This window comes from Mycobacterium sp. IEC1808 (genome assembly GCF_002101935.1).
GTDB lineage: Bacteria > Actinomycetota > Actinomycetes > Mycobacteriales > Mycobacteriaceae > Mycobacterium.
In genome coordinates this window covers 24,971-46,481 of record NZ_LQPV01000009.1, presented here as the reverse complement: position 1 = coordinate 46,481, position 21,511 = coordinate 24,971, and the positions used below count along the sequence as shown (strand labels likewise).

Below are 21,511 nucleotides of genomic sequence, written 5' to 3'. Positions count from 1 at the left end.
ATCGTCCCCGGGGTCTGGGTCATGAACGTCGCCGTCACCCTGATCAGCCTCGTCGCCATCGCGTTGCTGATCTTCGCCAACGGGGTGTTCGTCGCGGCCGAGTTCTCGCTGACCGCCCTGGACCGCAGCGTCGTCGACTCCAACGCGCGCCTCGGGGGCCGGCGCGACCGATTCATCCAGCGCGCCCAGCAGCGGTTGTCGTTTCAGCTCTCCGGCGCCCAACTGGGCATCTCGATCTCCACGCTGGCGACCGGGTATCTGACCGAGCCGTTGATGGCCGACCTGCCGCATCCGGCGCTGAGCGCGATCGGCATACCGAACCGGCTGGCCGACGCCGTCCTCGCGTTCCTGGCGCTGGTGATCGTGACGTCGGTGTCGATGGTGTTCGGCGAGCTGGTTCCGAAATATCTCGCCGTGGCGCGCCCGCTGTCGACCGCCCGCGCCGTCGCGGGCGTCCAGTTGCTGTTCTCGACGATCTTCACTCCGGCCATCCGGTTGACGAACGGCGCGGCCAACTGGATCGTGCGCGAGCTGGGCATCGAGCCGGCCGAGGAGCTGCGCTCGGCCCGCTCGCCGCAGGAGCTGGCGTCCCTGGTGCGCAACTCGGCCCGCAGCGGCACGATGGACGCCGCCACCGCCGCCCTGGTGCGGCGATCGCTGCAGTTCGGCGAGCTGACCGCCGAGGAGCTGATGACACCGAGGTCGAAGATCGTCGCGCTGGAAACCGACGAGACGGTCGCCGACCTGATCGCCGCGGCCGCCGAGTCCGGCTTCTCCCGCTTCCCCATCGTCGACGGTGACCTCGACGAGACCGTCGGCATCGTGCACGTCAAGCAGGTGTTCGCGGTGCCGGCCGCCGAGCGTGCGACCACCCTGCTGACCACGCTCGCGCAGCACGTGCCGGTGGTCCCGTCGACCCTGGACGGCGACGCGGTGATGGCCGAGATCCGCGCCAACAGCCTGCAAACCGCGATGGTCGTCGACGAGTACGGCGGCACCGCGGGCATGGTGACCGTCGAGGACCTGATCGAGGAGATCGTGGGCGACGTCCGCGACGAGCACGACGACGCCACCCCGGACGTGGTGGCGGCCGGCGCCGGCTGGCGGGTGAACGGGCTGCTGCGCATCGACGAGGTGGCCGCCGCCACCGGATTCAGGGCCCCGGAAGGGCCCTACGAAACGATCGGCGGCCTGGTGCTGCGCGAGCTCGGCCACATCCCCGTGGCCGGGGAAACCGTGGAGCTGACCGCGCTGGACCCCGACGGCCTGCTGGACACTTCGATCCGCTGGCAGGCGACGGTGGTTCGGATGGACGGTCGCCGCATCGACGTGCTCGAGCTGCAGGAGCTGGGCAGCCGGGCCGAGACGCCCGCGGGACGGGGCCCGTCGTGAACGACGCACTGGGAGTCCTGCTGGCGATCCTGCTGATCGGCGTCAACGCGTTTTTCGTCGGCGCGGAGTTCTCGCTGATCTCGGCGCGCCGCGATCGCCTCGAGGCGCTGGCCGAGCAGGGCAAGGCGAGGGCCGTGGTGGTGATCCGCGCCGGCGAGCAACTGTCGTCCATGCTGGCCGGGGTGCAGCTGGGGGTGACGGTCGCGTCGCTGCTGCTCGGCCGCATCGGAGAGGCCGCGGTGGCCAGCCTGCTGCGCTCGGCGTTGGGCCTCACCGGCTGGCCCCCGGCGCTGCTGCACACGCTCTCGCTGGCGATCGCGCTGGCGATCGTCGTGACCCTGCACGTGCTGCTGGGCGAGATGGTGCCGAAGAACATCGCGCTGGCCGGCCCCGAGCGCGCCGCGATGCTGCTGGTGCCGCCCTACCTGGCGTACGTGCGTGCGGCCCGGCCGTTGATCGCGTTCTACGACAAGTGCGCCAACGTGGTGCTGCGCGCGCTGCGGGTCGAGCCCAAGTCGCAACTCGACGTGGCGGTTTCCACCACGGAGCTGCGGGTGATGATCACCGAATCCGTGTCCGAGGGGCTGTTGGACGCCGAGGAGCACGGCAGGCTGACCCGGGCGCTGCAGCTGCGCTACCGCCGCGTCGGCGACGTGGCGCGGCCGCTCGCCGAGATCCGGGCGGTGCCGGTGGCCGCGGCGGGCTCCGGGCCGACCGTGGGGGCGGTCGAGGAGGCCCTGGCCCAGAGCGGTTATTCGCGGTTTCCCGTCGTCGACCCCGACGGGAAGTACATCGGTTACCTGCACATCAAGGACGTCCTGACGCTCGACGACGACCCGAACACGGTCATCGACCGGGCCTGGGTGCGACCGCTGCCGCAGGTCCCGACGTCGCTGCCGCTGGCCGACGCCCTGTCGCGGATGCGCCGCAGCAACAGCCATCTCGCTTTGGTCACTGACGACAGCGGCGCGGTGGTCGCGATGGTGGCGATGGAAGATCTGGTCGAGGACCTGGTCGGCACCATGCGCGACGCGTAGTGCCGCTGCCCGCGAATCGGGCCGCAGCCCGTATGATCTCCAAGGCTGCCGGGCCGGATAGCGATCGTCGCGGTTCGCCGCGGCGCCACCGTTGGAGCTCTTAGCGCGCGCCTGACCTGCTGTTGAAGGTCGGGCGGATGACGTCCGGCAAGCCGCCGGTCGGTACGCTGAAGGCAATGCGTGTTGAGGGCCAGTGAGGTGTTACTCGGCCCACTATGGAGGAGAAAAATGACTGATCGCGTGTCGGTGGGGAACCTGCGCGTCGCCCGAGTGCTCTACGACTTCGTGAACAACGAGGCCCTGCCCGGCACCGACATCGACCCGGACAGCTTCTGGGCCGGCGTCGACAAGGTCGTGGCCGACCTGACCCCGCAGAACCAGGATTTGCTGAACCGCCGCGACGAGCTGCAGGCCCAGATCGACAAGTGGCACCGGCACCGCGTGATCGAGCCGATCGATGCCGAGGCCTACCGCGAGTTCCTCGTCGAAATCGGCTACCTGCAGCCCGAACCCGACGACTTCACCATCACCACCTCGGGTGTCGACGACGAGATCACGACGACCGCCGGCCCGCAGCTGGTGGTGCCGGTGCTCAACGCGCGGTTCGCGCTGAACGCGGCGAACGCTCGCTGGGGTTCCCTCTACGACGCCCTTTACGGCACCGACGTCATCCCCGAGAGCGACGGTGCGGAAAAGGGATCGAGCTACAACCGGGTTCGCGGCGACAAGGTGATCGCCTACGCGCGCTTATTCCTCGACCAGGCCGTCCCCCTGGCGTCGGGCTCCTGGGCCGACGCGACGGGCATCAGCATCGCCGACGGCCAGCTGCAGATCACCCTCGATTCCGAGGCGGAGCCCGTCGGGCTCGCGAGCCCAGAGAAGTTCGTCGGGTACAGCGGCGAGCTCGGGTCCCCCAGCTGGTCGGTGCTGCTGGTCAACCACGGACTGCACATCGAGATCCTGATCGACCCCGAGTCGCCCGTCGGCGCCACCGACCGGGCCGGCGTCAAGGACGTCGTCCTGGAATCCGCGGTCACCACGATCATGGACTTCGAGGACTCGGTGACCGCCGTCGACGCCGACGACAAGGTGCTGGGCTACCGCAACTGGCTGGGCCTGAACAAGGGCGACCTGGTCGAGGAGGTCAGCAAGGGCGGCAAGACCTTCACCCGCGCGCTCAACGCCGACCGCACCTACAGCACGCCCGAAGGCGGGGAGCTCACCCTGCCCGGCCGCAGCCTGTTGTTCGTCCGCAACGTGGGGCACCTGATGACGAACGACGCCATCATCGACGCGGACGGCAACGAGGTTTTCGAGGGCATCATGGACGGGCTGTTCACCGGCCTGACCGCGATCCACGGGCTGCGGACCGGTGACGCCAACGGCCCCCTGACGAACAGCCGCACCGGTTCCATCTACATCGTCAAGCCCAAGATGCACGGGCCCGCCGAGGTCGCGTTCACCTGCGAACTGTTCAGCCGCGTCGAGGACGTGCTGGGACTGCCGCAGGGCACCCTCAAGGTCGGCATCATGGACGAGGAACGCCGCACCACGGTCAACCTCAAGGCGTGCATCAAGGCCGCCGCCGACCGGGTGGTGTTCATCAACACCGGATTCCTCGACCGCACCGGCGACGAGATCCACACCTCGATGGAGGCCGGCCCGATGATCCGCAAGGGCGCGATGAAGAACAGCACCTGGATCAAGGCATACGAGGACGCCAACGTCGACATCGGGCTCGCCGCCGGGTTCAAGGGCAAGGCCCAGATCGGCAAGGGCATGTGGGCGATGACCGAGCTGATGGCCGACATGGTCGAGCAGAAGATTGGCCAGCCCAAGGCCGGCGCCACCACCGCGTGGGTGCCGTCGCCGACGGCGGCCACCCTGCACGCGATGCACTACCACTACGTGGACGTGGGCGCCGTGCAGGAGGAGCTCGCGGGCAAGAAGCGCACCACCATCGAGGAGCTGCTGACCATTCCGCTGGCCAAGGAATTGGCTTGGGCGCCAGAGGAAATCCGCGAGGAGCTCGACAACAACTGCCAGTCCATCCTCGGCTACGTGGTGCGCTGGGTGGAGCAGGGCGTCGGCTGCTCGAAGGTGCCCGACATCCACAACACGGCGCTCATGGAGGACCGTGCCACCCTGCGGATCTCCAGCCAGCTGCTGGCCAACTGGCTGCGCCACGGCGTGATCACCAGCGAGGACGTTCGCGCCAGCCTGGAGCGGATGGCGCCGCTGGTGGACCGGCAGAACGAAGGGGACCCGGTTTATCGGCCGATGGCGCCCAACTTCGACGAGAGCATCGCCTTCCTGGCGGCTCAGGAACTGATTCTGTCCGGGACGCAGCAGCCCAACGGCTACACCGAGCCGATCCTGCACCGGCGCAGGCGCGAGTTCAAAGCTCGCGCCGCGGGTGCGTGAAAACGGCCCGACATGCGGTAGGTAATGCGGTCCGATGACTAGAATCTGCGCCGAGTTCACAAGTCACGCGACGAGTCGACGGGAAGGCGGCGGGCAGCGGTATGGGTAGGCACAGCATGCCCGACCCCGAGGATTCCGTCGACGAGCCGGCGGACGAATATCTCGCCGACGATGCGTACCCGGCCGACGACACGGGTCAGCACCACCGCGAGGCCGGACTCCCGGACTATCCGAGCGGGGACGACTACGGCGCGGTGGACTACTCGGGCGTGGACTACTCGCACGAGGACCCCTATGCCACCGACGACACGTTCGCGTCGGGCCCCGACGACGCGTATCCGGAATTCGCGGCCGGCCCGGCGAGCGCGCCGCCGCCGGCCGCCCCGTCGTCCCGCTTCGGGGGCGGCCACCGCGGGCTCGGTGAACGCCTCGGCGGCCACCGCAGCGACGGCGGGCGCCGCGGCGTCAGCATCGGGGTGATCGTCGCGCTCGTCGCCGTCGTCGTCGTGGTGGGCACGGTGATCCTGTGGACCTTCTTCGGTGACGCGCTGTCGCACCGCTCGCACACCGCCGCCGCGCGGTGCGTGGGGGGCAAGGAGACGGTCGCCGTCATCGCCGACCCGTCGATCGCCGACCCGGTGCAGCAGCTTGCCGAGAGCTACAACGCCACGTCCGGCCCGGTCGGCGATCACTGCATGGTGGTGAGCGTCAAACAGGCCGGCTCCGACGCCGTCCTGGGCGGGTTCGCCGGCAAGTGGCCGGCCGACCTGGGCGGCCAGCCGGCGTTGTGGATCCCGGGCAGCTCGATCTCGGCCGCGCGGCTCGCCGCGTCGGGTCAGAAGATCACCGAAAGCCATTCCCTGGTCACCTCGCCGGTCATGCTCGCCGTGCGCCCGGAACTCGGCCAGGCGCTGGGCAATCAGGGTTGGGCGGCGCTGCCCGGCCTGCAAACCAACCCGAATTCGCTGGCTGCGCTGAACCTGCCGGCGTGGGGGTCGCTGCGGCTGGCGCTGCCGATGACCGGCAACGCCGACGCCTCGTTGCTGGCCGGCGAGGCCGTGGCGGCCGGGGCGGTCCCGCCGGGTGCGCCGCCGACCCAGGGCGTCGGCGCCGTGCGCACGCTGTTGGGCGCCCAGCCCAAGCTCGCGGACAACTCCCTGACCGAGGCGCTGAACGCGCTGCTCAAGCCCGGTGACGCGGCGACCGCGCCAGTGCACGCCGTGGTCACCACCGAGCAGCAGCTGTACCTGCGGGGCCAGTCGCTGTCCGATGCCAAGAGCACGCTGGCCTCCTGGCTGCCGCCCGGCGCGGTGCCGGTCGCCGACTATCCCGCGGTGCTGCTGGGCGGCTCCTGGGTAAACCAGGAGCAGGCCTCCGCGGCCAACGGGTTCGCCCGCTACATGCAGAAGCCCGAGCAACTCGCGAAGCTGGCCAAGGCCGGCTTCCGGGTCAGCGGCGTCAAGCCGCCGAGCAGCCCGGTCACCAGCTTCGCGGCGCTGCCGTCCACCCTGTCGGTGGGTGACGACGCGCTGCGCGCCACGCTGGCCGAGGCGATGACCGCGCCGTCCAGCGGGCTGGCCGCGACCATCATGCTCGACCAGTCGATGCCCGCCGACGAAGGCGGAAAGTCGCGGCTGGCCAACGTGATCGGGGCGCTGCAGGACAAGATCAAGTCGTTGCCGGCCAACGCCGCCGTCGGGCTGTGGACCTTCGACGGCCACGAGGGGCGCTCGGAGGTGACGAGCGGACCGCTGGGCGACCCGGTTAACGGCCAGCCACGCTCGGCGGCGCTGACCGCCGCGCTGGACAAGCAGTATTCGTCGGCCGGCGGCGCGGTGTCGTTCACCACGCTGCGCCTGCTCTACCAAGAGGTGCAGGCCAATTACCGCGCCGGCCAACCGAATTCGATACTGGTGATCACGTCGGGGCCGCACACCGACCAGACGTTGGACGGGCCCGGGCTGCAGGACTTCATCCGCAAGAGCGCCGACCCGGCCAAGCCGATCGCGGTCAACGTCATCGACTTCGGCGCCGACCCCGACAAGGCCACCTGGGAGGCCGTCGCTCAGCTCAGCGGCGGCGGCTATCAGAACCTCACCACGTCGGCGTCCCCCGATCTCGCCGCGGCCCTGAGCACCTTCTTGAGCTGACGGCGTCCGACTCGCCGCGAGCGTAACCTGGCCGCGAAAAACCGGGCCGAGATTCGCCGTGCGGTTACGTTCGCGAACGCGAGCTTGTCACCCCTCCGGCATACGATCGTCGCGTTGCCCGAAGGGAGCGTCATGAAGATCGATTTCACCCCGGATCCTCGCCTTTATCCGTTCGAGTCGCGCTGGTTCGACAGCTCACGCGGGCGGATGCACTACGTCGACGAGGGGGACGGCCCGCCGATCCTGCTCTGCCACGGCAATCCCACGTGGAGCTTTCTGTACCGTGACATCATCGTCGCGCTGCGCGGCCAATTCCGTTGCATCGCACCCGATTACCTCGGCTTCGGGCTGTCCGAGCGACCCGCCGGATTCGGATACAAGATCGACGAGCATGCCCACGTGGTCGGCGAGTTCGTCGATCACCTGGGCCTCGACGGCTATCTGACGATGGGCCAGGACTGGGGCGGGCCCATCAGCATGGCGGTCGCCGTCGAGCGCGCCGCCAGGGTCCGTGGCGTCGTGCTGGGCAACACCTGGTTCTGGAAGACGGACGAGCTGACGACGAAGATCTTCAGCCGCGTGATGGGCAGCCCGCCGATGCAGTGGGCGATCTTGCAGCGCAATTTCTTTGTGGAGCGCCTGATTCCGGCGGGGACTCAGCACCGCCCGAGCGCGGCGGTGATGGAACACTATCGGGCCGTGCAGCCCAGCGCCGAGGCGCGAAAAGGTGTGGCCGAGATGCCCAAACAGATCTTGGCGGCCGAACCCTTGCTGTCGCGGCTCGGGCGGGAGGTGCCCGCCCGGCTCGGTGCCAAACCCGCGCTATTCGTCTGGGGGATGAAGGACTTCGCGTTCAGGCCGGGCCCTACGCTCCCGCGGATGCGGGCGGCGTTCCCGGATCACGTCGTGGTCGAGCTGCCCGAAGCAAAGCACTTCATCCAGGAGGACGCGCCCGACCGGATCGCGGCGGCGATCATCGAGCGCTTCGGCTAGTGGCCGATCGCGAGCGCGGCGAAGCCGGGTGAAGCGGGTCGCCACCGTCGGGCTAGTGGCGATCGCGAGCGCGGCGAAGCCGGGTGAAGCGGGTCGCCACCGTCGGGCTCCTAGGCGAACGCCTCCACCGGCGGGCACGAGCAGACCAGGTTGCGGTCGCCGTAGGCGCCGTCGATGCGGCGCACCGGCGGCCAGACCTTCGGCCGGAACCCCTTGCCAAGCGGGTAGGCCGCCTCCTCCCGCGTGTACGGGTGCTTCCAGTCGGAGACGAGCAGGCACTCCGCGGTGTGCGGCGCCCCGCGCAGCGGGTTGTCTTCAACGGACCACTCTCCCGCGCCGACGCGTTCGATCTCGCCGCGGATGGCGATCATGGCCTCGCAGAAGTCGTCGACCTCGGTCAGGCTCTCGCTTTCGGTCGGCTCCACCATCAGCGTGCCGGCGACCGGGAAGCTCATGGTTGGCGCGTGAAAACCGTAGTCCGCCAACCGCTTTGCGACGTCGTCGACGGTCACCCCGGTCGCCTTGGTGATGCCGCGCAGGTCCAGGATGCACTCGTGCGCGACCATGCCGTTCTCGCCCGCGTACAGCACCGGGAAGTACTCGTCGAGGCGCCGGGCGATGTAGTTGGCCGAGGCGATCGCGGTGAGCGACGCCGCCCGCAGTCCCTCCGCGCCCATCATCCGAATGTAGGCCCACGTGATCGGCAGGATCGACGCCGACCCGTAGGGTGCCGACGACACCGGATGCCCTCCGGGCAGTTCGGGGGCGTAGGGGTGGCCGGGCAGGAACGGCGCCAGGTGCGAGCGCACCGCCACCGGCCCGACGCCCGGGCCGCCGCCGCCGTGCGGGATGCAGAACGTCTTGTGCAGGTTCAGGTGGCTGACGTCGCCGCCGAACCTGCCCGGGCGGGCCAGCCCGACCAGCGCGTTGAGGTTGGCGCCGTCGATGTAGACCTGACCGCCCGCGTCGTGCACGGCCGCGCAGATCTCGGCGATGTCGTGCTCGTACACGCCGTGGGTGGACGGGTAGGTGATCATCAGCGCGGCCAGCCGGTCTGCGTGCTCGGCCACCTTGGCCCGCAGGTCGTCGAGGTCGACGTCGCCGTTGTCGCGACACGCGACCACGGCCACCCGTAGCCCGGCCAGCGCGGCCGACGCGGCATTGGTCCCGTGCGCGCTGGACGGGATGAGGCAGATGTCGCGGTGCGGTTCGCCGCGGCTGGCGTGGTAGTCGTGGATGGCCAGCAGCCCGGCGTACTCGCCCTGCGAGCCGGCGTTGGGCTGCAGCGAGACGGCGTCGTAGCCGGTGATCTGCACCAGCCAGGACTCCACGTCGGCGATGAGCCGGCGGATCCCCTCGGTGTCGGAGGCCGGCGCGAACGGGTGCAGGCGCGCGAACTCCGGCCAGGTGATCGGTTCCATCTCGGCGGCGGCGTTGAGCTTCATCGTGCACGAGCCGAGCGGAATCATGCTGCGGTCCAAGGCGATATCCTTGTCCGCCAGCGTGCGCAGGTAGCGCATCATCGCCGTCTCGGTGCGGTATTGCGTGAAGGCCGGGTGCGTCAGGAACTCCGAGGTGCGGGTCGCGATGTCGACGGCGACGGGTTCGGCGGCCGGCAACCCGAAGGCGTCGATCACCGCGGCGACATGCGCGTCGGTGGTGGCCTCGTCGCAGGCCACCGAGACGTGGTCGTCGTCGACGCGCCACAGGTTGACGCCGTGGGCCTTGGCCGCGGCCAGCACCTCGTCGGCGCGGCCCGGCACCCTGGCCAGCACGGTGTCGAAGAACGTGTCGTGCACCAGCGCATCACCCAGCGCGGCGGCGACGGTTTCGGCGTGGCCATGCACGCGGCGGGCGATCGCGGTCAGCCCGCCGGCGCCGTGGTAGCTGGCGTACATCGCGGCCATCACCGCCAGCAGCACCTGCGCGGTGCAGATGTTGCTGGTCGCCTTGTCGCGGCGGATGTGCTGTTCGCGGGTCTGCAGCGCCAGACGAAACGCCGGCGCGCCATCACTGTCCACGGACACCCCGACCAGCCGCCCCGGCAACTGGCGGGCGTGCTTGGCGTGCACGGCCAGGTAGCCGGCGTGCGGTCCGCCGAATCCCATTGGGACACCGAACCTTTGGGTGGTGCCGAACACGACGTCGGCGCCGATGTCGCCGGGCGGGGTGATCAGCGTGAGGGCCAGCAGGTCGGCGCCGACGGCGACCAGCGCGCCCCGTTCGTGGGCCGCCGAGACCAGGGCCGCCCAGTCGGTGATCCGGCCGCTGGCGCCCGGCAGCTGGGTGACGACGCCGAAGAAGTCCCCGTCGGGCAGGCCGTCACGCAGGTCGGCGGTGACGATCTCGATGCCCAACGGCCTGGCCCGCGTGGCCAGCACGGCTGCGGTTTGCGCGAAGACGTCGACGTCCACGACGAGCCTGTTCGACGCGCCGCGAGTCGCCCGGTGCATCAGGGTCATGGCCTCGGCCGCCGCGGTTCCCTCGTCGAGCATCGACGCGTTGGCGACCTCCAGCCCGGTCAGGTCGGCCACCATCGTCTGGAAGTTCAGCAGCGCCTCCAGCCGGCCCTGGCTGATCTCCGGCTGATAGGGCGTGTACGCGGTGTACCAGGCCGGGTTCTCCATGATGTTGCGCAGCAACACCGGCGGCGTGAGCGTGTCGTAGTAGCCCTGCCCGATCATCGACACGGCCACGGTGTTGGCGTCGGCCAGGGCGCGCAGCTCGGCCAGCGTCTCGGCCTCGCTGGCGGGGGGCGGCAACTGGTCCAGGCCCGGCGCGGCGCCGCCGTCGGGGCGGGTGTCGAGGATGCCGGCCGGAACCGCCTTCGACGCCAGCTCGTCTAACGAGTCGACGCCGATGACGTCGAGCATGGCGGCGATGGCCGGGCCGTCCGGGCCGATGTGCCGCGCTGCGAAGGTTGATTGATCGGCCACGGCGAACTCCTGAGGTCGAGGGACTAACGGCCCTCTCCCTCTGTCTTCACCCGTTCGCCGGGCGCCTGAGAGATTCGGCGCCGGCTGCTGCCGGGGCGCCTTTCCCCATCGGCGGGTGGGACCGCTACCGGTCCGCACCGCTTTCCAGAGGCGTCGTTAACTCGCGCGGTCCGGGTGCCTGAGAGGTTGACGGAGAGGTGTTGCTCCTTCGGCGCCCGTGACTGGCAGCCACGAGACTCTCCCGCCCGAGTGCGACGCGCGGACCAGTTTACCCGGGGTCAGCCGATCTTGCGGTCGCGGTGCTTGCGCCGCGACGCCAGCTCGTCCTCCGGGGCCGCGATCGACTCGCCGCCGTCGGCGCGCTCGCCGTGGAAGTCGGCGATCACGCCGGTCAGCTCGCGCATCGCGCCCGACACCGCGATGCCGAACACGCCCTGCCCGCCCTGCAGCAGGTCGACGACCTCTTCGGCCGAGGTGCACTCGTAGACGGTGGTGCCGTCGGAGAAGAGCGTGATGTTGGCCAGGTCCTGGACGCCGCGCTGGCGCAGGTGGTCGACGGCGACGCGGATGTTGTGCAGCGAGATGCCGGTGTCGAGCAGTCGCTTGACGATCTTGAGGACCAGGATGTCCTTGAACGAGTAGAGCCGCTGGCTGCCGGAGCCCGCCGCGCTGCGGATCGACGGGACCACCAGCGACGTGCGCGCCCAGTAGTCCAGCTGGCGGTAGGTGATGCCGGCGATCTGGCACGCGCTCGGGCCGCGGTAGCCCACCAGCTCGTCGGGCACGGAATCGTCGGGGAACAGCCCGGGCTGCACCGGTGCGCTCGCTGCAGAGACGGGTTGGTCGCTGCTCGCGGCGTTCGCTTGGTCAGCTAGGTCCAGCTGCTCTTGACGTGGCTGCTCGCTCACGGGGGTTCCTCTCGCCGATCGCGCTGTCATCGTTAGCTGCGTCTCTGGCTGCACCGCAGCCACGTTTGCTCAGGCCCGAGTGCTAGTGAGCTTACGCTTTTCGATAGCCGCCGCGCCCTAAGTCGTGATCAAAGTATGGCGGCCGCGGGCCCAACTGGCAGCACTATCGGCCAGCGTGTCGAGATCGCGGCGCCAGATGAGATGGATCCGTGATGTCGGCGCCCAGCCTAGTACTCGCGGGACGGCCCTTTCCGGGCGGCTAGGTGGCCTTGAAATCGTCGGGCGACACGCTGTCGAGGAACTCCTTGAACTTCTCCACCTCGTCCTCGCGCACGGCGGTGTTGGCCTCTTCGTCGCTCTCGTCCGGGATGAGCAGACCGGCCTGGGCGAGCACGGCCTCCTCGACGTAGATCGGGACGCCGACCCGCAGGGCGATCGCCACCGAGTCCGACGGGCGCGCCGAGACAGTGATGTTGCGGTCGAAGACCAGGTCGGCGTAGAACGTGCCCTCCTGCAGGTCGACGATCCGCACCTCTTTCAGCGAATGCCCAAGTGCGGCAATGAGATCCCTGATCAGGTCATGCGTCAGCGGCCGGGGCGGTTCGACGCCCTGCTGCTCCAGCGCGATGGCGGCGGCTTCGGACTGACCGATCCAGATTGGCAGGTAGCGGTCACCGTTGGCCTCGCGCAGCAACAGCACCGGCTGGTTCTGCGGTTGCTCGACGCGAATGCCGACAACACGAACTTCACCCATCTGTGTCTGCCCTCCGCAACTCTTCAGCCCGCCGAACACCAAGCTGTCCAACGAAGTCTAATCCTCAGCGATGCAGAACGTCGCGAACGGCAGACTTGATCAGCGAGGTGTGCAATGTGATCGCGAGCGCGGCCACCTCCCGCGCCAGGTCGTCGGCGCGGTCCCGGGCGCCGGCCTTGCCGGCCTTGACGAGCGGCCCCGCGATCTGGGCGATCAGATCGGACTGCCGGTCGGCCGCGGAACGGAAGGCGCGCAGGTGCCTCGGTTCGACCCCGTATTCGGCCAGGGCCCGCGCGCATTGGAGAATGACCACGGCGTGTTCGTCGAACAACCGGCCCGGGCCGGTGGTGATCACCCCGGCCCGGAGCAACGCCGTCAGCAGTTCGTCGTCCACCCCGGAACGTTCCAGGAGATCCTCTCGGCTCAGCCGGACCCGCGGCGGGGCCACCGCCGCCGCGTCTGGCTTGGCGCCCGGGGCGGCTTCGGCCGCGGCGCCGGCGTCTCCGCCGTTCGGAACCGACACCAATCGCGGTACCCCGTAAGGCGATCCGATCGGGGGCAGCTCGCCGTCGGGCAGCGCGTCCAGCTGCGCCCGGATGACCTTCAGCGGGAGGTAGTGGTCGCGCTGCGCGGTGAGGATGAACCGCAGCCGCGCGCAGTCGTACGCGGTGAACCTGCGATATCCCGACGCGGCGCGCTGCGGCGTCACCAGTCCCTCGGCCTCCAGGAATCGAATCTTGGAGATCGTGACATCGGGGAAATCCGGCCTCAACAGGTCGAGGACCGCCCCAATCGACATCCCGGCCAGTGCCGGGCTATCGGGTGCGCTCACTACCCTCCTTCACTACCCTCCGGAATCTCCGTCGTCGCCCTGCTTGGGTCCGGTCAAGAACACCAACCGGAACTTGCCGATCTGCACTTCGTCGCCGTTGGCCAGCACCGCCGAATCGACGGGTTCGCGGTTGACGTACGTGCCATTCAGGCTACCGACATCGACGACGTGAAACTCGTTATTTTCCAACCGGAATTCGGCGTGGCGACGGCTGACGGTGACGTCGTCGAGGAAGATGTCGCTGTCGGGATGCCGACCGGCGGACGTGATGGCCTGGTCGAGCAGGAACCGCGACCCGGCGTTAGGTCCGCGTTTGACGACCAGCAACGCCGAGCCGGCCGGGAGTCCTTCAACGCCCGACACCGCGCTCTCGGTCCCCGCCTGGGCGGGCGCGTCGAGTTCGTTGAGAAAGTCGGCACGAAAGACCGAAGTCGTTTCCACCGTCACTTCATCAGAGGTCTGGTCGTTATCCATGTCCGTCACGCGCTGCTCCTCACTGGCCGCTGTGGCGTTATCCGAACCGGGCCGTTGGCCCGGCTCCCTCTAGGTTTGTCGAGGTTTCCTGAGTTTCTCTAGCCCCGCACTGCTGATTACTTGACCGTCTCGTGTCTATCAAGTGTCGATCTGTTGACCGTACCGCGCACCGGTTCGCAATGTGCCCCCCACCGGACGATCGGAAGCCCGACCGACGTGAACCGCGTGCGCCGCCCGCAGCACCGAGCGGGGCTGGCAGGCACATTAGCAATCGTCATTCGGTCAGCGTCCCGCGGTAGGCCTCCGGGTCGAGCAGCGCCGAGATCGCCGACTCGAGCTCGGCGGCGTCCGAGACCTGGACGTCGACCAGCCAGCCCGACCCGTAGGGGTCGGAGTTGACCAGCTGCGGACTGCCCTCCAGGTCGGCGTTGACCGCCAAGACCGTGCCCGAGACCGGTGCGAACAGGTCCGACACCGACTTCGTCGATTCCACCTCGCCGAAGGATTCGCCCGCGCTCACCTGGCTGCCTACGTCCGGCAGCTGGACGAAGACGACGTCGCCGAGCGCCGACTGCGCGAAGTCGGTGATACCGACCCGCACGGTGTCCTCACCGCTGCGTCGAACCCATTCATGTTCGGCGGTGTAGTGCAGATCGGACGGGATATCGCTCACGGGTGATCCTGTTCTGGTCGCTGCCGACGAGGCACGTTCACTTGACGGGCTGAGCGTATTGGTGCGGTTTTGGTTGCCGCAAGGTGGTCACGTCGACCCGGTCGGCCTGCTGGACCGACATGCGCGCGCCGACGCGCTTGATGCTGTCCTCGGCCCCGCCGGGGATATTCATCGCCGCGGCCAGCGTGGGCGGATCGCCAATCGCCAGAATCGAATACGGGGACGACAGGGTCTTGTTGTCAACGGTCAACGAGCCCGGCGTACCCACTATCCAGGTATCGACACCTACCCGGACGGATTGGTGCGCGTCGTTGATCTCGATCGCTTCCGCGCCGGCGGCACGCAGCTCGTTGATCACGTCGAGCATCGCCTCCGGTGACACCCCCGGGCCCGGGTCGTCGATGGTGATCGTGACGCCGGGGCCGGTGGCGCCCACCGCGCCGACCAAGATGGACAGCGCCGCGAGCCGGGCCTGGGCGCTCTGGATGGCCGCCTGATCGTTGTTGCCGGACGCCTGCAACGCATTCAGGGTGTTTTGCAGCTCGCCGACTTCGGTGTTCAGCGTCGCCTCCCGCTGCCGCAGCGAGTCCAGCAGCACCAACAGGTCGGCGGGGCGGGCGGTGTCCAGCGAGTCGCCCGACTTGGTCTGGCGGACCTGGGTGACGATGGCGATCCCCAGGACGAGGCACAGCACGACCGCCAGCGCCCCGAAGGCCAGCCGCGAGCGACCGGCCCGCAGCATTGCGGACAGCCCCGTGCGGTGCACCGGGCCGATCTCGGGCCGCGGGCGGTGTGGCGGCAGTTCGTGCCGGCCGCGATGCGCACCCGCGCCCGCGGTGGGCTCGGGTGGCGCGTCGCGAGTTTCCCTTTCTTCGGGCGGGTCTTGGCTCACGGCCGTTATGCCCCGAACAGCCGGCGCCGCAGCGCGGCGGCGTTGCCGAAGATGCGGATGCCCAGTACGACGATGATCGCGGTGGACAGCTGGGTGCCGACGCCCAGTTGGTCGCCGACGTAGACGATGAGCGCGGCCACAAAGACGTTGAACACGAACGAGATCACGAAGACCTTGGGGTCGAAGATCCGCTCGAGGTAGGCGCGCAGCCCACCGAACACCGCGTCCAGCGCGGCCACCACCGCGATCGGCAGATAGGGCTGGACGACCTCCGGGACGGCGGGGTGGAAGACCAAACCCAGCACGATGCCGACCGCGAGCGCCGCGATGCCGATCATGCTCGGTTTCCTCTCGGCATGTCTCTCACTGGGGCCCAATCTGTTTGGCGAACTTGACATCCCGCATCGGTCCGGCCGGCAGCGACAGGCCGTCGGCGACGTTCACGGTGACGACGACACCGTAGGAAGATTCCAGCAGCCTAAGCCGCTGCAGGCCGGTGCTGTTGTCGAAGACGTCGCGCATCGAGTGCGGCGGCCCGACCGCCAGGATCTGGTAGGGGCTGCTGGTGGGGTTGTTGTCGACGAGGATCGCCCCGCCGGCCTGCCGGATGGTGACGTTGGGTCCGATCCGGACGCCGCCGACGGAGATGGCTTCGGCGCCGCTGGCCCACAGCGAGTTGACGACCAGCTGCAGGTCGCGGTCCAGGATGATCTGCCTGCTGCCGTTGATGCGCTGCTTGGAGACGTCGGAAAGGTTCGGGCCGGCACCGGGATCCGTCACGGTCACCGCGAGGCCGGGACCGATGACCGCCGTGCTCGCCGCCGCCAGGCCCAGCGCGTCGAGCCTGGCCAGCAGCCGCTGCCCCTGGGCGTTTTCGGCCAGTGCGTGGCGCTGCACGTCGTCCACTCGGCTCGAGAGCGCGCTGCGCTGTTGACCCAACTTGGCCGCGGCGGCCTCCGAGGAACGCACGCTTTCCAGCAGCAGCTGCTGCGCGGTGCGCACGCCGGGCGCCACCGACCGCGCCTGCGCGACCGCGGCGGCGAACACCGTCGCGATCAGGAGCGCGGCAAGGGCCTGCCACAGCCAGCCGAAGGCGCGGTCGCGGCCGCTCGGCGCCGCGGCGTCACCGTCGCGTTTGGCCGCGGCCGCGGCGTAGCCGGGGTCCAGGTGCTCCGAGAGCAGGGCGCGCAGCAGCGAGGGCACCGGGATCAGCTGGGGCCGCGCGGCGGCGTGGGCGCTGCGGCCGGCGTTGGGGTCATATCCGCCGAGCAGCCGGTCCGCGTCAGTCATGTCCACCCGCCTTGCGGGTAACCGGCTGGCGGTCGGACTGTTTCACCTTGGGCATGCGGCGCACCACCAACGTCATCTGCACCGCATACAGCACGAACGCCCACAGGTATGTGTACAAGCCCCAGCCCAAAAAGCCCCAGCCACAGGCCCTCAGCACGCGGCTCCACTCCGCGCCGCCGGTGCCCAGCAGGACCAACGGAAACCCGGCCATCAACGCGAAGGTGGCGCCCTTTCCGACGTAGGTCACCGGCAGCGCCGACAGGCCGCGGCTGCGCAGCAGCGGGAGGGTGGCGGCCAGCAGCCCGTCACGCACCAGCAGCGTGATGACGAACCACCACGGCACGATCCCATCGATCGCCAGAACGATCGGGACGGTCAGCATGTAGAGCCGATCCACCGCCGGGTCCAGCAGAACGCCCAGCCGCGAGGACTGGTTGAGCGTGCGGGCGATCTTGCCGTCGGCCCAGTCCGAGGCCCCGCTGAACATCAGGATCGCCACCGCCCAACCGTTGGCGTGGGCGAACAGCAGGACGTAGACGAAAACCGGGATGAGCAGCAGGCGGATCGCGCTGAGTGCGTTGGGCACCGTCAGCACCCGATCGGGCGGAAGCGCGGGCTCCATGAGCCGTGACATTAGCCGAACATGGAGCCCGAATGCCGAGTGCGCGGCTGGCCGCATGCTCGCCGGCTCAGCTCAGCGGAACACCCCGGGCAGGCTCAGGGTCGACAGCGTGTCGTCGGACAGCGGGTTGTCGTTGACCATGTAGGTCCACGTCGACGTCGGCCGCGCCAGCTTGGACAGGTCCAGCCCCGGCTCCTCTTCGAGCACGTTCGCGGTTTCGAACGTCTGCTGGGCCGCCTCGATGGCGTCGGCGGCCAGCGACGCGAACGCGTCGACCGCCATCCTGTGAAACTCGTCCAGCGGATTCTGCCGCCCCAGCGCGCGCAGGTGGATGCTTTCGCGGATGTCGGCGAGGTAGGCCAGATGGTCGGCCCAGCCCCGGTCGAGGTGATACAGCATGATGAGCCGGCAGATCTTCTCCAGGCGGTCTTCGGAGATGTCCTCGGCGAGTTCCTCGTAGCGGTCCGGCGCCAGCTCGGCGAGCTCCTCGCGCGCGGTCGCGGTGCGCAGCAACGTGTTTCGGCGATCGACGATGATCGCGCGCTGCTGCGCGATCAGCTGGTTGTAACGCCAGGTGTTCGCGTGCACGTCGAGCATCCGGCCCTCGGCGACCCGCTGCGCGTGGTCGAGCATCCCGGCCGCCTTGGGGCTGACGATCCGGCCGTCCTCGTCGGTTTGCATCGGGAGCTTGTTGTGGTCGAGGTTGGCCGCGACGACGTCGTCCTCCCAACTCGAGAAGAACACCGACGACCCCGGGTCGCCCTGCCGCCCGGCGCGGCCGCGCAGCTGGTTGTCGAGGCGCTCGGTGTGGTGGCGGCCGGTGCCGACGACGTGCAGCCCGCCCAGTTCGGCGACGCGGTCGTGGTCGGCCTCGTCGGATCCGCCGAGGCGGATGTCGGTGCCCCGCCCGGCCATCTGGGTCGACACGGTGACCGTGCCGTACTCGCCGGCCTCGGCGATGACCTTCGCCTCTTCGGCGTCGTTCTTCGCGTTGAGCACCACCGCGGGAACGCCGCGGCGCAGCAGCCGCTCGTGCAGTTCCTCGGACTCGGCCACGTCGCGGGTGCCGACCAGCACCGGCTGCCCGGTCTCGTGAACCTCGGCGATGTGCGCGACGATCGCGTCGTTCTTGGCGGCGGCGGTGATGTAGACCCGGTCGGCCTCGTCCTCGCGAATGTTGGGCTCGTTCGGCGGGATTGGCGACACGCCGAGCTTGTAGAACTGGCGCAGCTGCTCGCCGGCCGCCAGCGCGGTGCCGGTCATGCCGCAGACGGTGGCGTAGCGGTTGATCAGCGCCTGCACGGTGATGGTGTCGAGCACCTCGCCGGTCTCGGTGGTCTCGATGCCCTCCTTCGCCTCGACGGCGGCCTGCAGGCCGTCGGGCCAGCGCTGCAGTTGCGCGATGCGGCCGCGGGCGGAGTTGATCAGGTGCACCGCGTCGTCGCGCACGATGTAGTGCACGTCGCGCTGCAGCAGCACGTGCGCGTGTAGCGCCACGTTCACCTCGGTGAGGGTGGTGCCGACGTGCTCCTCGGAGTACAGGTCGATGCCGCCGAGCGCCTTCTCGACCTTGCGCGCGCCGACGTCGGTCAAATGCACGTTGCGGCTGTCGGCGTCGGTCTCATAATCGGTGCCGGCGTCCAGCGTGCCGACCAGCTTGATGATCTCCAGCCGCGGCGTCTCCCGGTGGGTGGTGCCGGCCAGCACCAACGGCACCAACGCCTCGTCGACCAGCACCGAGTCGGCTTCGTCGATGAGGGCCACGTCGGGATTGGGCGAGACCAGGTCGTCGACGTCGGTCGCCAGCTGGTCGCGCAGCACGTCGAAGCCGATCTCGTTGACCGAGGCGTAGGTGACGTCGCAACCGTAGGCGGCGCGGCGTTCCTCGCTCGTCGAGTCCGCGGTGATCCAGCCGACCGTCAGGCCCAGGGCTTCCAACAGCGGGCCCATCCACTCCGCGTCGCGCCGGGCCAGGTAGTCGTTGATGGTCACGACGTGGACGTGCCGTCCCGCAAGGGCGTATCCGGCGGCCGCGATCGCCCCTGACAGGGTCTTGCCCTCCCCGGTGGCCATCTCGATCACGTCGCCGGCGAGCATGCGCAACGCCCCCAGCAGCTGGACATCGAAGGGGCGAAGCCCGGTCGCCCGCTCCGCCGCCTCCCGCGCGATCGCGAGGAACTGTGGGATGTCGGCGGACTCCGCGAGGTCCTCGAGCTTGAGCAGCCCCGTTGCCTCGCGTAGCTTCTCGTCGCTGAGGCCGGCCGCCTTCTCGTCGTACTCCGACGAGGCGGTGACCTCGGCGAGGGACCGCGTCTGGTTCTTCTCCGTGCTGGCGCCCAGCAGCCGCCAGAATCGGCTAGTCAGGCGGCCGGGCTGCGTCCGGGTGGTCTTTGGCACAGGTCAACGGTACGCGAGCGGTCGGGTCAGGCGAGGTTCGAGCGGCGCGGGTAGGCGACGGCCGGGTCGGTGAGCACGTTGACGACGGCGGGCAGCCCGCTGGCGAAGGCGCGTTCCAGTGCGGGCCGCAACTCGGCGGGCGCGGCCACCAACTCGCCGTGGGCGCCCAGGGCGCGGGCCACCTCGTCGTAGCGGGTGCCCGGACGCAATTCCGCCACCACCGAGTAGCCGTACAGCGCCTCCATGGGGTGTTTTTCGAGACCCCAGATTCCGTTGTTGCCGATGATCGACACGACCGGCACGCCGTGGCGGACCAGGGTGTCCCACTCCATGCCGCTGAAGCCGAACGCGCCGTCGCCCTGCAGCAGCACGACCTGGCGGTCCGGCCGGGCCAGCTTGGCGGCCAACGCGTAGCCGGGGCCCGACCCGAGGCAGCCGAACGGGCCGCTGTCCAGCCAGCAACCCGGCAGATAGCTATCGATCACCCGCCCGGCATAGGACCCGAAGTCGCCCGCGTCGATGACGACGATGGCGTCGCGGTCCAGCAGCGGCGCCAGCTCCGCGTACACCCGCATCGGATGCAGCGGGATCCGGTCGTCGGCCAGCTCGGCCTTCTCCTGGGCGCGCGCCGCGGTCTCGGCGGTTCGTAGCTCGGCGACCCAATCCGGGTGTGCGGTGCCACGCGTGGCGGCGAGGGCCGAAAGGATCGAGCTGAGGTCGCCGTACAGGCCGGCGGCGATGGGCCGGGGATGCTCGCGGACGGGTTCGCCGCGGTCGGCCACGATCAGCTGCGTTTCGGGTCCGAACACCTTGCCGAAGCCCAACCTGAAATCCATTGGCACACCTACGATCAGCGCGACGTCGGCCTCGCCCAGCGCCTTGCCGCGCACCCGCGAGAAGGCCATCGGATGGTCGGCCGGCACCACGCCGCGGGCCATCCCGTTCATCAGCACCGGAATCTGAAGTTCCTCCGCGAGGCGCAGCAGCGCCGCCTCGCCGTGTCCCCACCAGACGTTGGTGCCCGCCATGATCACCGGCCGCTGCGCCGCTGCCAGCAGGTCGACGGCGCGGTCGAGGGCCTGGGCATCCGGGGCCGGAGCGGGCGGCACCGCGCTCAAGGCGCCGGGCCGGCCGTCATCCTCCGACATCGAAAAGGCGTGGTCCATCGGAAAGTCGACGAACCCCACCCCGGACGGGGCGCCGACGGCCGCGCGCAACGCCTCGTCCACCAGCCGGCCGGCGTCGTCGGCCGACTGCGCGGTGGCGGCGAATCGGGCCAGCGGCGCCACGAACGGCACATGGTCGATCTCCTGCAGCGAACCCATGCCCCAGCGCCCCGCGGGGGCCCGGCCACCCAGCACCACCAGCGGCGACTGGTTCTGCTGCGCCGCGGCCATCGCGCTCATCCCGTTGGTCACGCCCGGCCCCGCGGTCAATGCGGCCACGCCGGGCAGCCTCGTCACCTTCGACCAGCCCTCGGCGGCGAACGTCGCGGTCTGTTCGTGGCGGGTGTCGATCAGCCGGATCCCCTCGTCGCGGCACCCGTCGTAGATGGAGAACAGGTGGCCGCCCGATAGGGTGAACACGGTGTCGATGCCGCTGGCCTTGAGCCGGCGTGCGATGAGTCGGCCGGCATGTACGGTCTGGCTGGACGGAGCGTCGATGCTCATCCAGGCAGCCTATCGGCAATCACTCGGGTACCTTCGCCGAAGGATTTTGTGTCAGGCCTCGACCTTA

The 21,511-nt window shown here is 69.6% G+C and carries 17 protein-coding genes and 1 riboswitch; of the genes, 5 read left to right on the top strand and 12 right to left on the bottom strand.

The annotated features are described in order from the left end of the window. Positions 1 to 21 precede the first annotated feature (21 nt). The 5 genes from AWB92_RS06050 to AWB92_RS06030 all read left to right on the top strand — a co-directional run bounded on the left by AWB92_RS06050 (position 22) and on the right by AWB92_RS06030 (position 7,996). Positions 22 to 1,392 carry a hemolysin family protein gene (locus AWB92_RS06050; RefSeq protein ID WP_085184501.1) on the top strand — a complete coding sequence of 457 codons (1,371 nt, stop codon included), beginning with the start codon at positions 22 to 24 and terminating at the stop codon, positions 1,390 to 1,392. Beyond that, complete coding sequence (locus tag AWB92_RS06045; RefSeq protein WP_068188784.1) at positions 1,389 to 2,429, top strand: hemolysin family protein; 1,041 nt, start codon at positions 1,389 to 1,391, stop codon at positions 2,427 to 2,429. Before AWB92_RS06050 ends, AWB92_RS06045 begins: the two co-directional genes overlap by 4 nt. A 228-nt stretch (positions 2,430 to 2,657) precedes the next feature. Next, entirely contained in the window at positions 2,658 to 4,853 is a 2,196-nt protein-coding gene (locus tag AWB92_RS06040; protein WP_085184500.1) for a malate synthase G, read from the top strand. Positions 4,854 to 4,954: 101 nt separating this feature from the next. Next, positions 4,955 to 7,003, top strand: coding sequence for a substrate-binding domain-containing protein (locus tag AWB92_RS06035; RefSeq protein WP_085184499.1), 2,049 nt, complete (start codon positions 4,955 to 4,957; stop codon positions 7,001 to 7,003). Between the two features lie 132 nt (positions 7,004 to 7,135). Then, positions 7,136 to 7,996, top strand: a complete 861-nt coding sequence (locus tag AWB92_RS06030; protein ID WP_085184498.1) for a haloalkane dehalogenase — start codon at positions 7,136 to 7,138, stop codon at positions 7,994 to 7,996. Between the two features lie 110 nt (positions 7,997 to 8,106). On the opposite strand, the gene gcvP is transcribed toward AWB92_RS06030, so the two are convergent. The 12 genes from gcvP to AWB92_RS05970 all read right to left on the bottom strand — a co-directional run bounded on the left by gcvP (position 8,107) and on the right by AWB92_RS05970 (position 21,444). After that, positions 8,107 to 10,932, bottom strand: coding sequence for an aminomethyl-transferring glycine dehydrogenase (gcvP, locus tag AWB92_RS06025; RefSeq protein WP_085184497.1), 2,826 nt, complete (start codon positions 10,930 to 10,932; stop codon positions 8,107 to 8,109). A gap of 156 nt (positions 10,933 to 11,088) precedes the next feature. Beyond that, positions 11,089 to 11,186: riboswitch (glycine riboswitch) on the bottom strand. 24 nt (positions 11,187 to 11,210) lie between these two features. Next, entirely contained in the window at positions 11,211 to 11,840 is a 630-nt protein-coding gene (locus AWB92_RS06020) for a MerR family transcriptional regulator (RefSeq protein ID WP_068101273.1), read from the bottom strand. 259 nt (positions 11,841 to 12,099) lie between these two features. Next, the gene (locus AWB92_RS06015) at positions 12,100 to 12,594 is read right to left on the bottom strand and encodes a bifunctional nuclease family protein (protein WP_066933175.1); all 495 of its coding nucleotides are present in this window, start codon (positions 12,592 to 12,594) and stop codon (positions 12,100 to 12,102) included. Positions 12,595 to 12,658: 64 nt separating this feature from the next. Next, positions 12,659 to 13,426, bottom strand: coding sequence for a MerR family transcriptional regulator (locus tag AWB92_RS06010; protein WP_085184496.1), 768 nt, complete (start codon positions 13,424 to 13,426; stop codon positions 12,659 to 12,661). A 12-nt stretch (positions 13,427 to 13,438) separates the two neighbouring features. Then, positions 13,439 to 13,909 carry a glycogen accumulation regulator GarA gene (gene garA, locus AWB92_RS06005; protein WP_068101271.1) on the bottom strand — a complete coding sequence of 157 codons (471 nt, stop codon included), beginning with the start codon at positions 13,907 to 13,909 and terminating at the stop codon, positions 13,439 to 13,441. Between the two features lie 265 nt (positions 13,910 to 14,174). Then, on the bottom strand, positions 14,175 to 14,573 hold the full coding sequence (gene gcvH, locus AWB92_RS06000) for a glycine cleavage system protein GcvH (protein WP_067149344.1): 399 nt from the start codon (positions 14,571 to 14,573) through the stop codon (positions 14,175 to 14,177). Positions 14,574 to 14,610: 37 nt separating this feature from the next. Beyond that, positions 14,611 to 15,465: a DUF881 domain-containing protein gene (locus AWB92_RS05995; RefSeq protein ID WP_085184495.1), complete on the bottom strand. Its 855-nt coding sequence runs from the start codon at positions 15,463 to 15,465 to the stop codon at positions 14,611 to 14,613. 5 nt (positions 15,466 to 15,470) lie between these two features. Then, on the bottom strand, positions 15,471 to 15,803 hold the full coding sequence (locus AWB92_RS05990; RefSeq protein ID WP_066933079.1) for a small basic family protein: 333 nt from the start codon (positions 15,801 to 15,803) through the stop codon (positions 15,471 to 15,473). Between the two features lie 25 nt (positions 15,804 to 15,828). Next, a complete protein-coding gene (locus AWB92_RS05985; protein ID WP_085184494.1) occupies positions 15,829 to 16,755 on the bottom strand; it encodes a DUF881 domain-containing protein in 927 nt (308 codons plus the stop codon). Beyond that, positions 16,748 to 17,377 (bottom strand): CDP-alcohol phosphatidyltransferase family protein, encoded by a 630-nt coding sequence (locus tag AWB92_RS05980; protein WP_085184493.1) that lies wholly within the window; start codon positions 17,375 to 17,377, stop codon positions 16,748 to 16,750. Before AWB92_RS05980 ends, AWB92_RS05985 begins: the two co-directional genes overlap by 8 nt. Before the next feature lie 72 nt (positions 17,378 to 17,449). Beyond that, positions 17,450 to 19,774 (bottom strand): accessory Sec system translocase SecA2, encoded by a 2,325-nt coding sequence (gene secA2, locus AWB92_RS05975; protein ID WP_085184492.1) that lies wholly within the window; start codon positions 19,772 to 19,774, stop codon positions 17,450 to 17,452. Between the two features lie 26 nt (positions 19,775 to 19,800). Further along, positions 19,801 to 21,444, bottom strand: coding sequence for an acetolactate synthase (locus AWB92_RS05970; protein WP_085184491.1), 1,644 nt, complete (start codon positions 21,442 to 21,444; stop codon positions 19,801 to 19,803). Between the last annotated feature and the right edge of the window lie 67 nt (positions 21,445 to 21,511).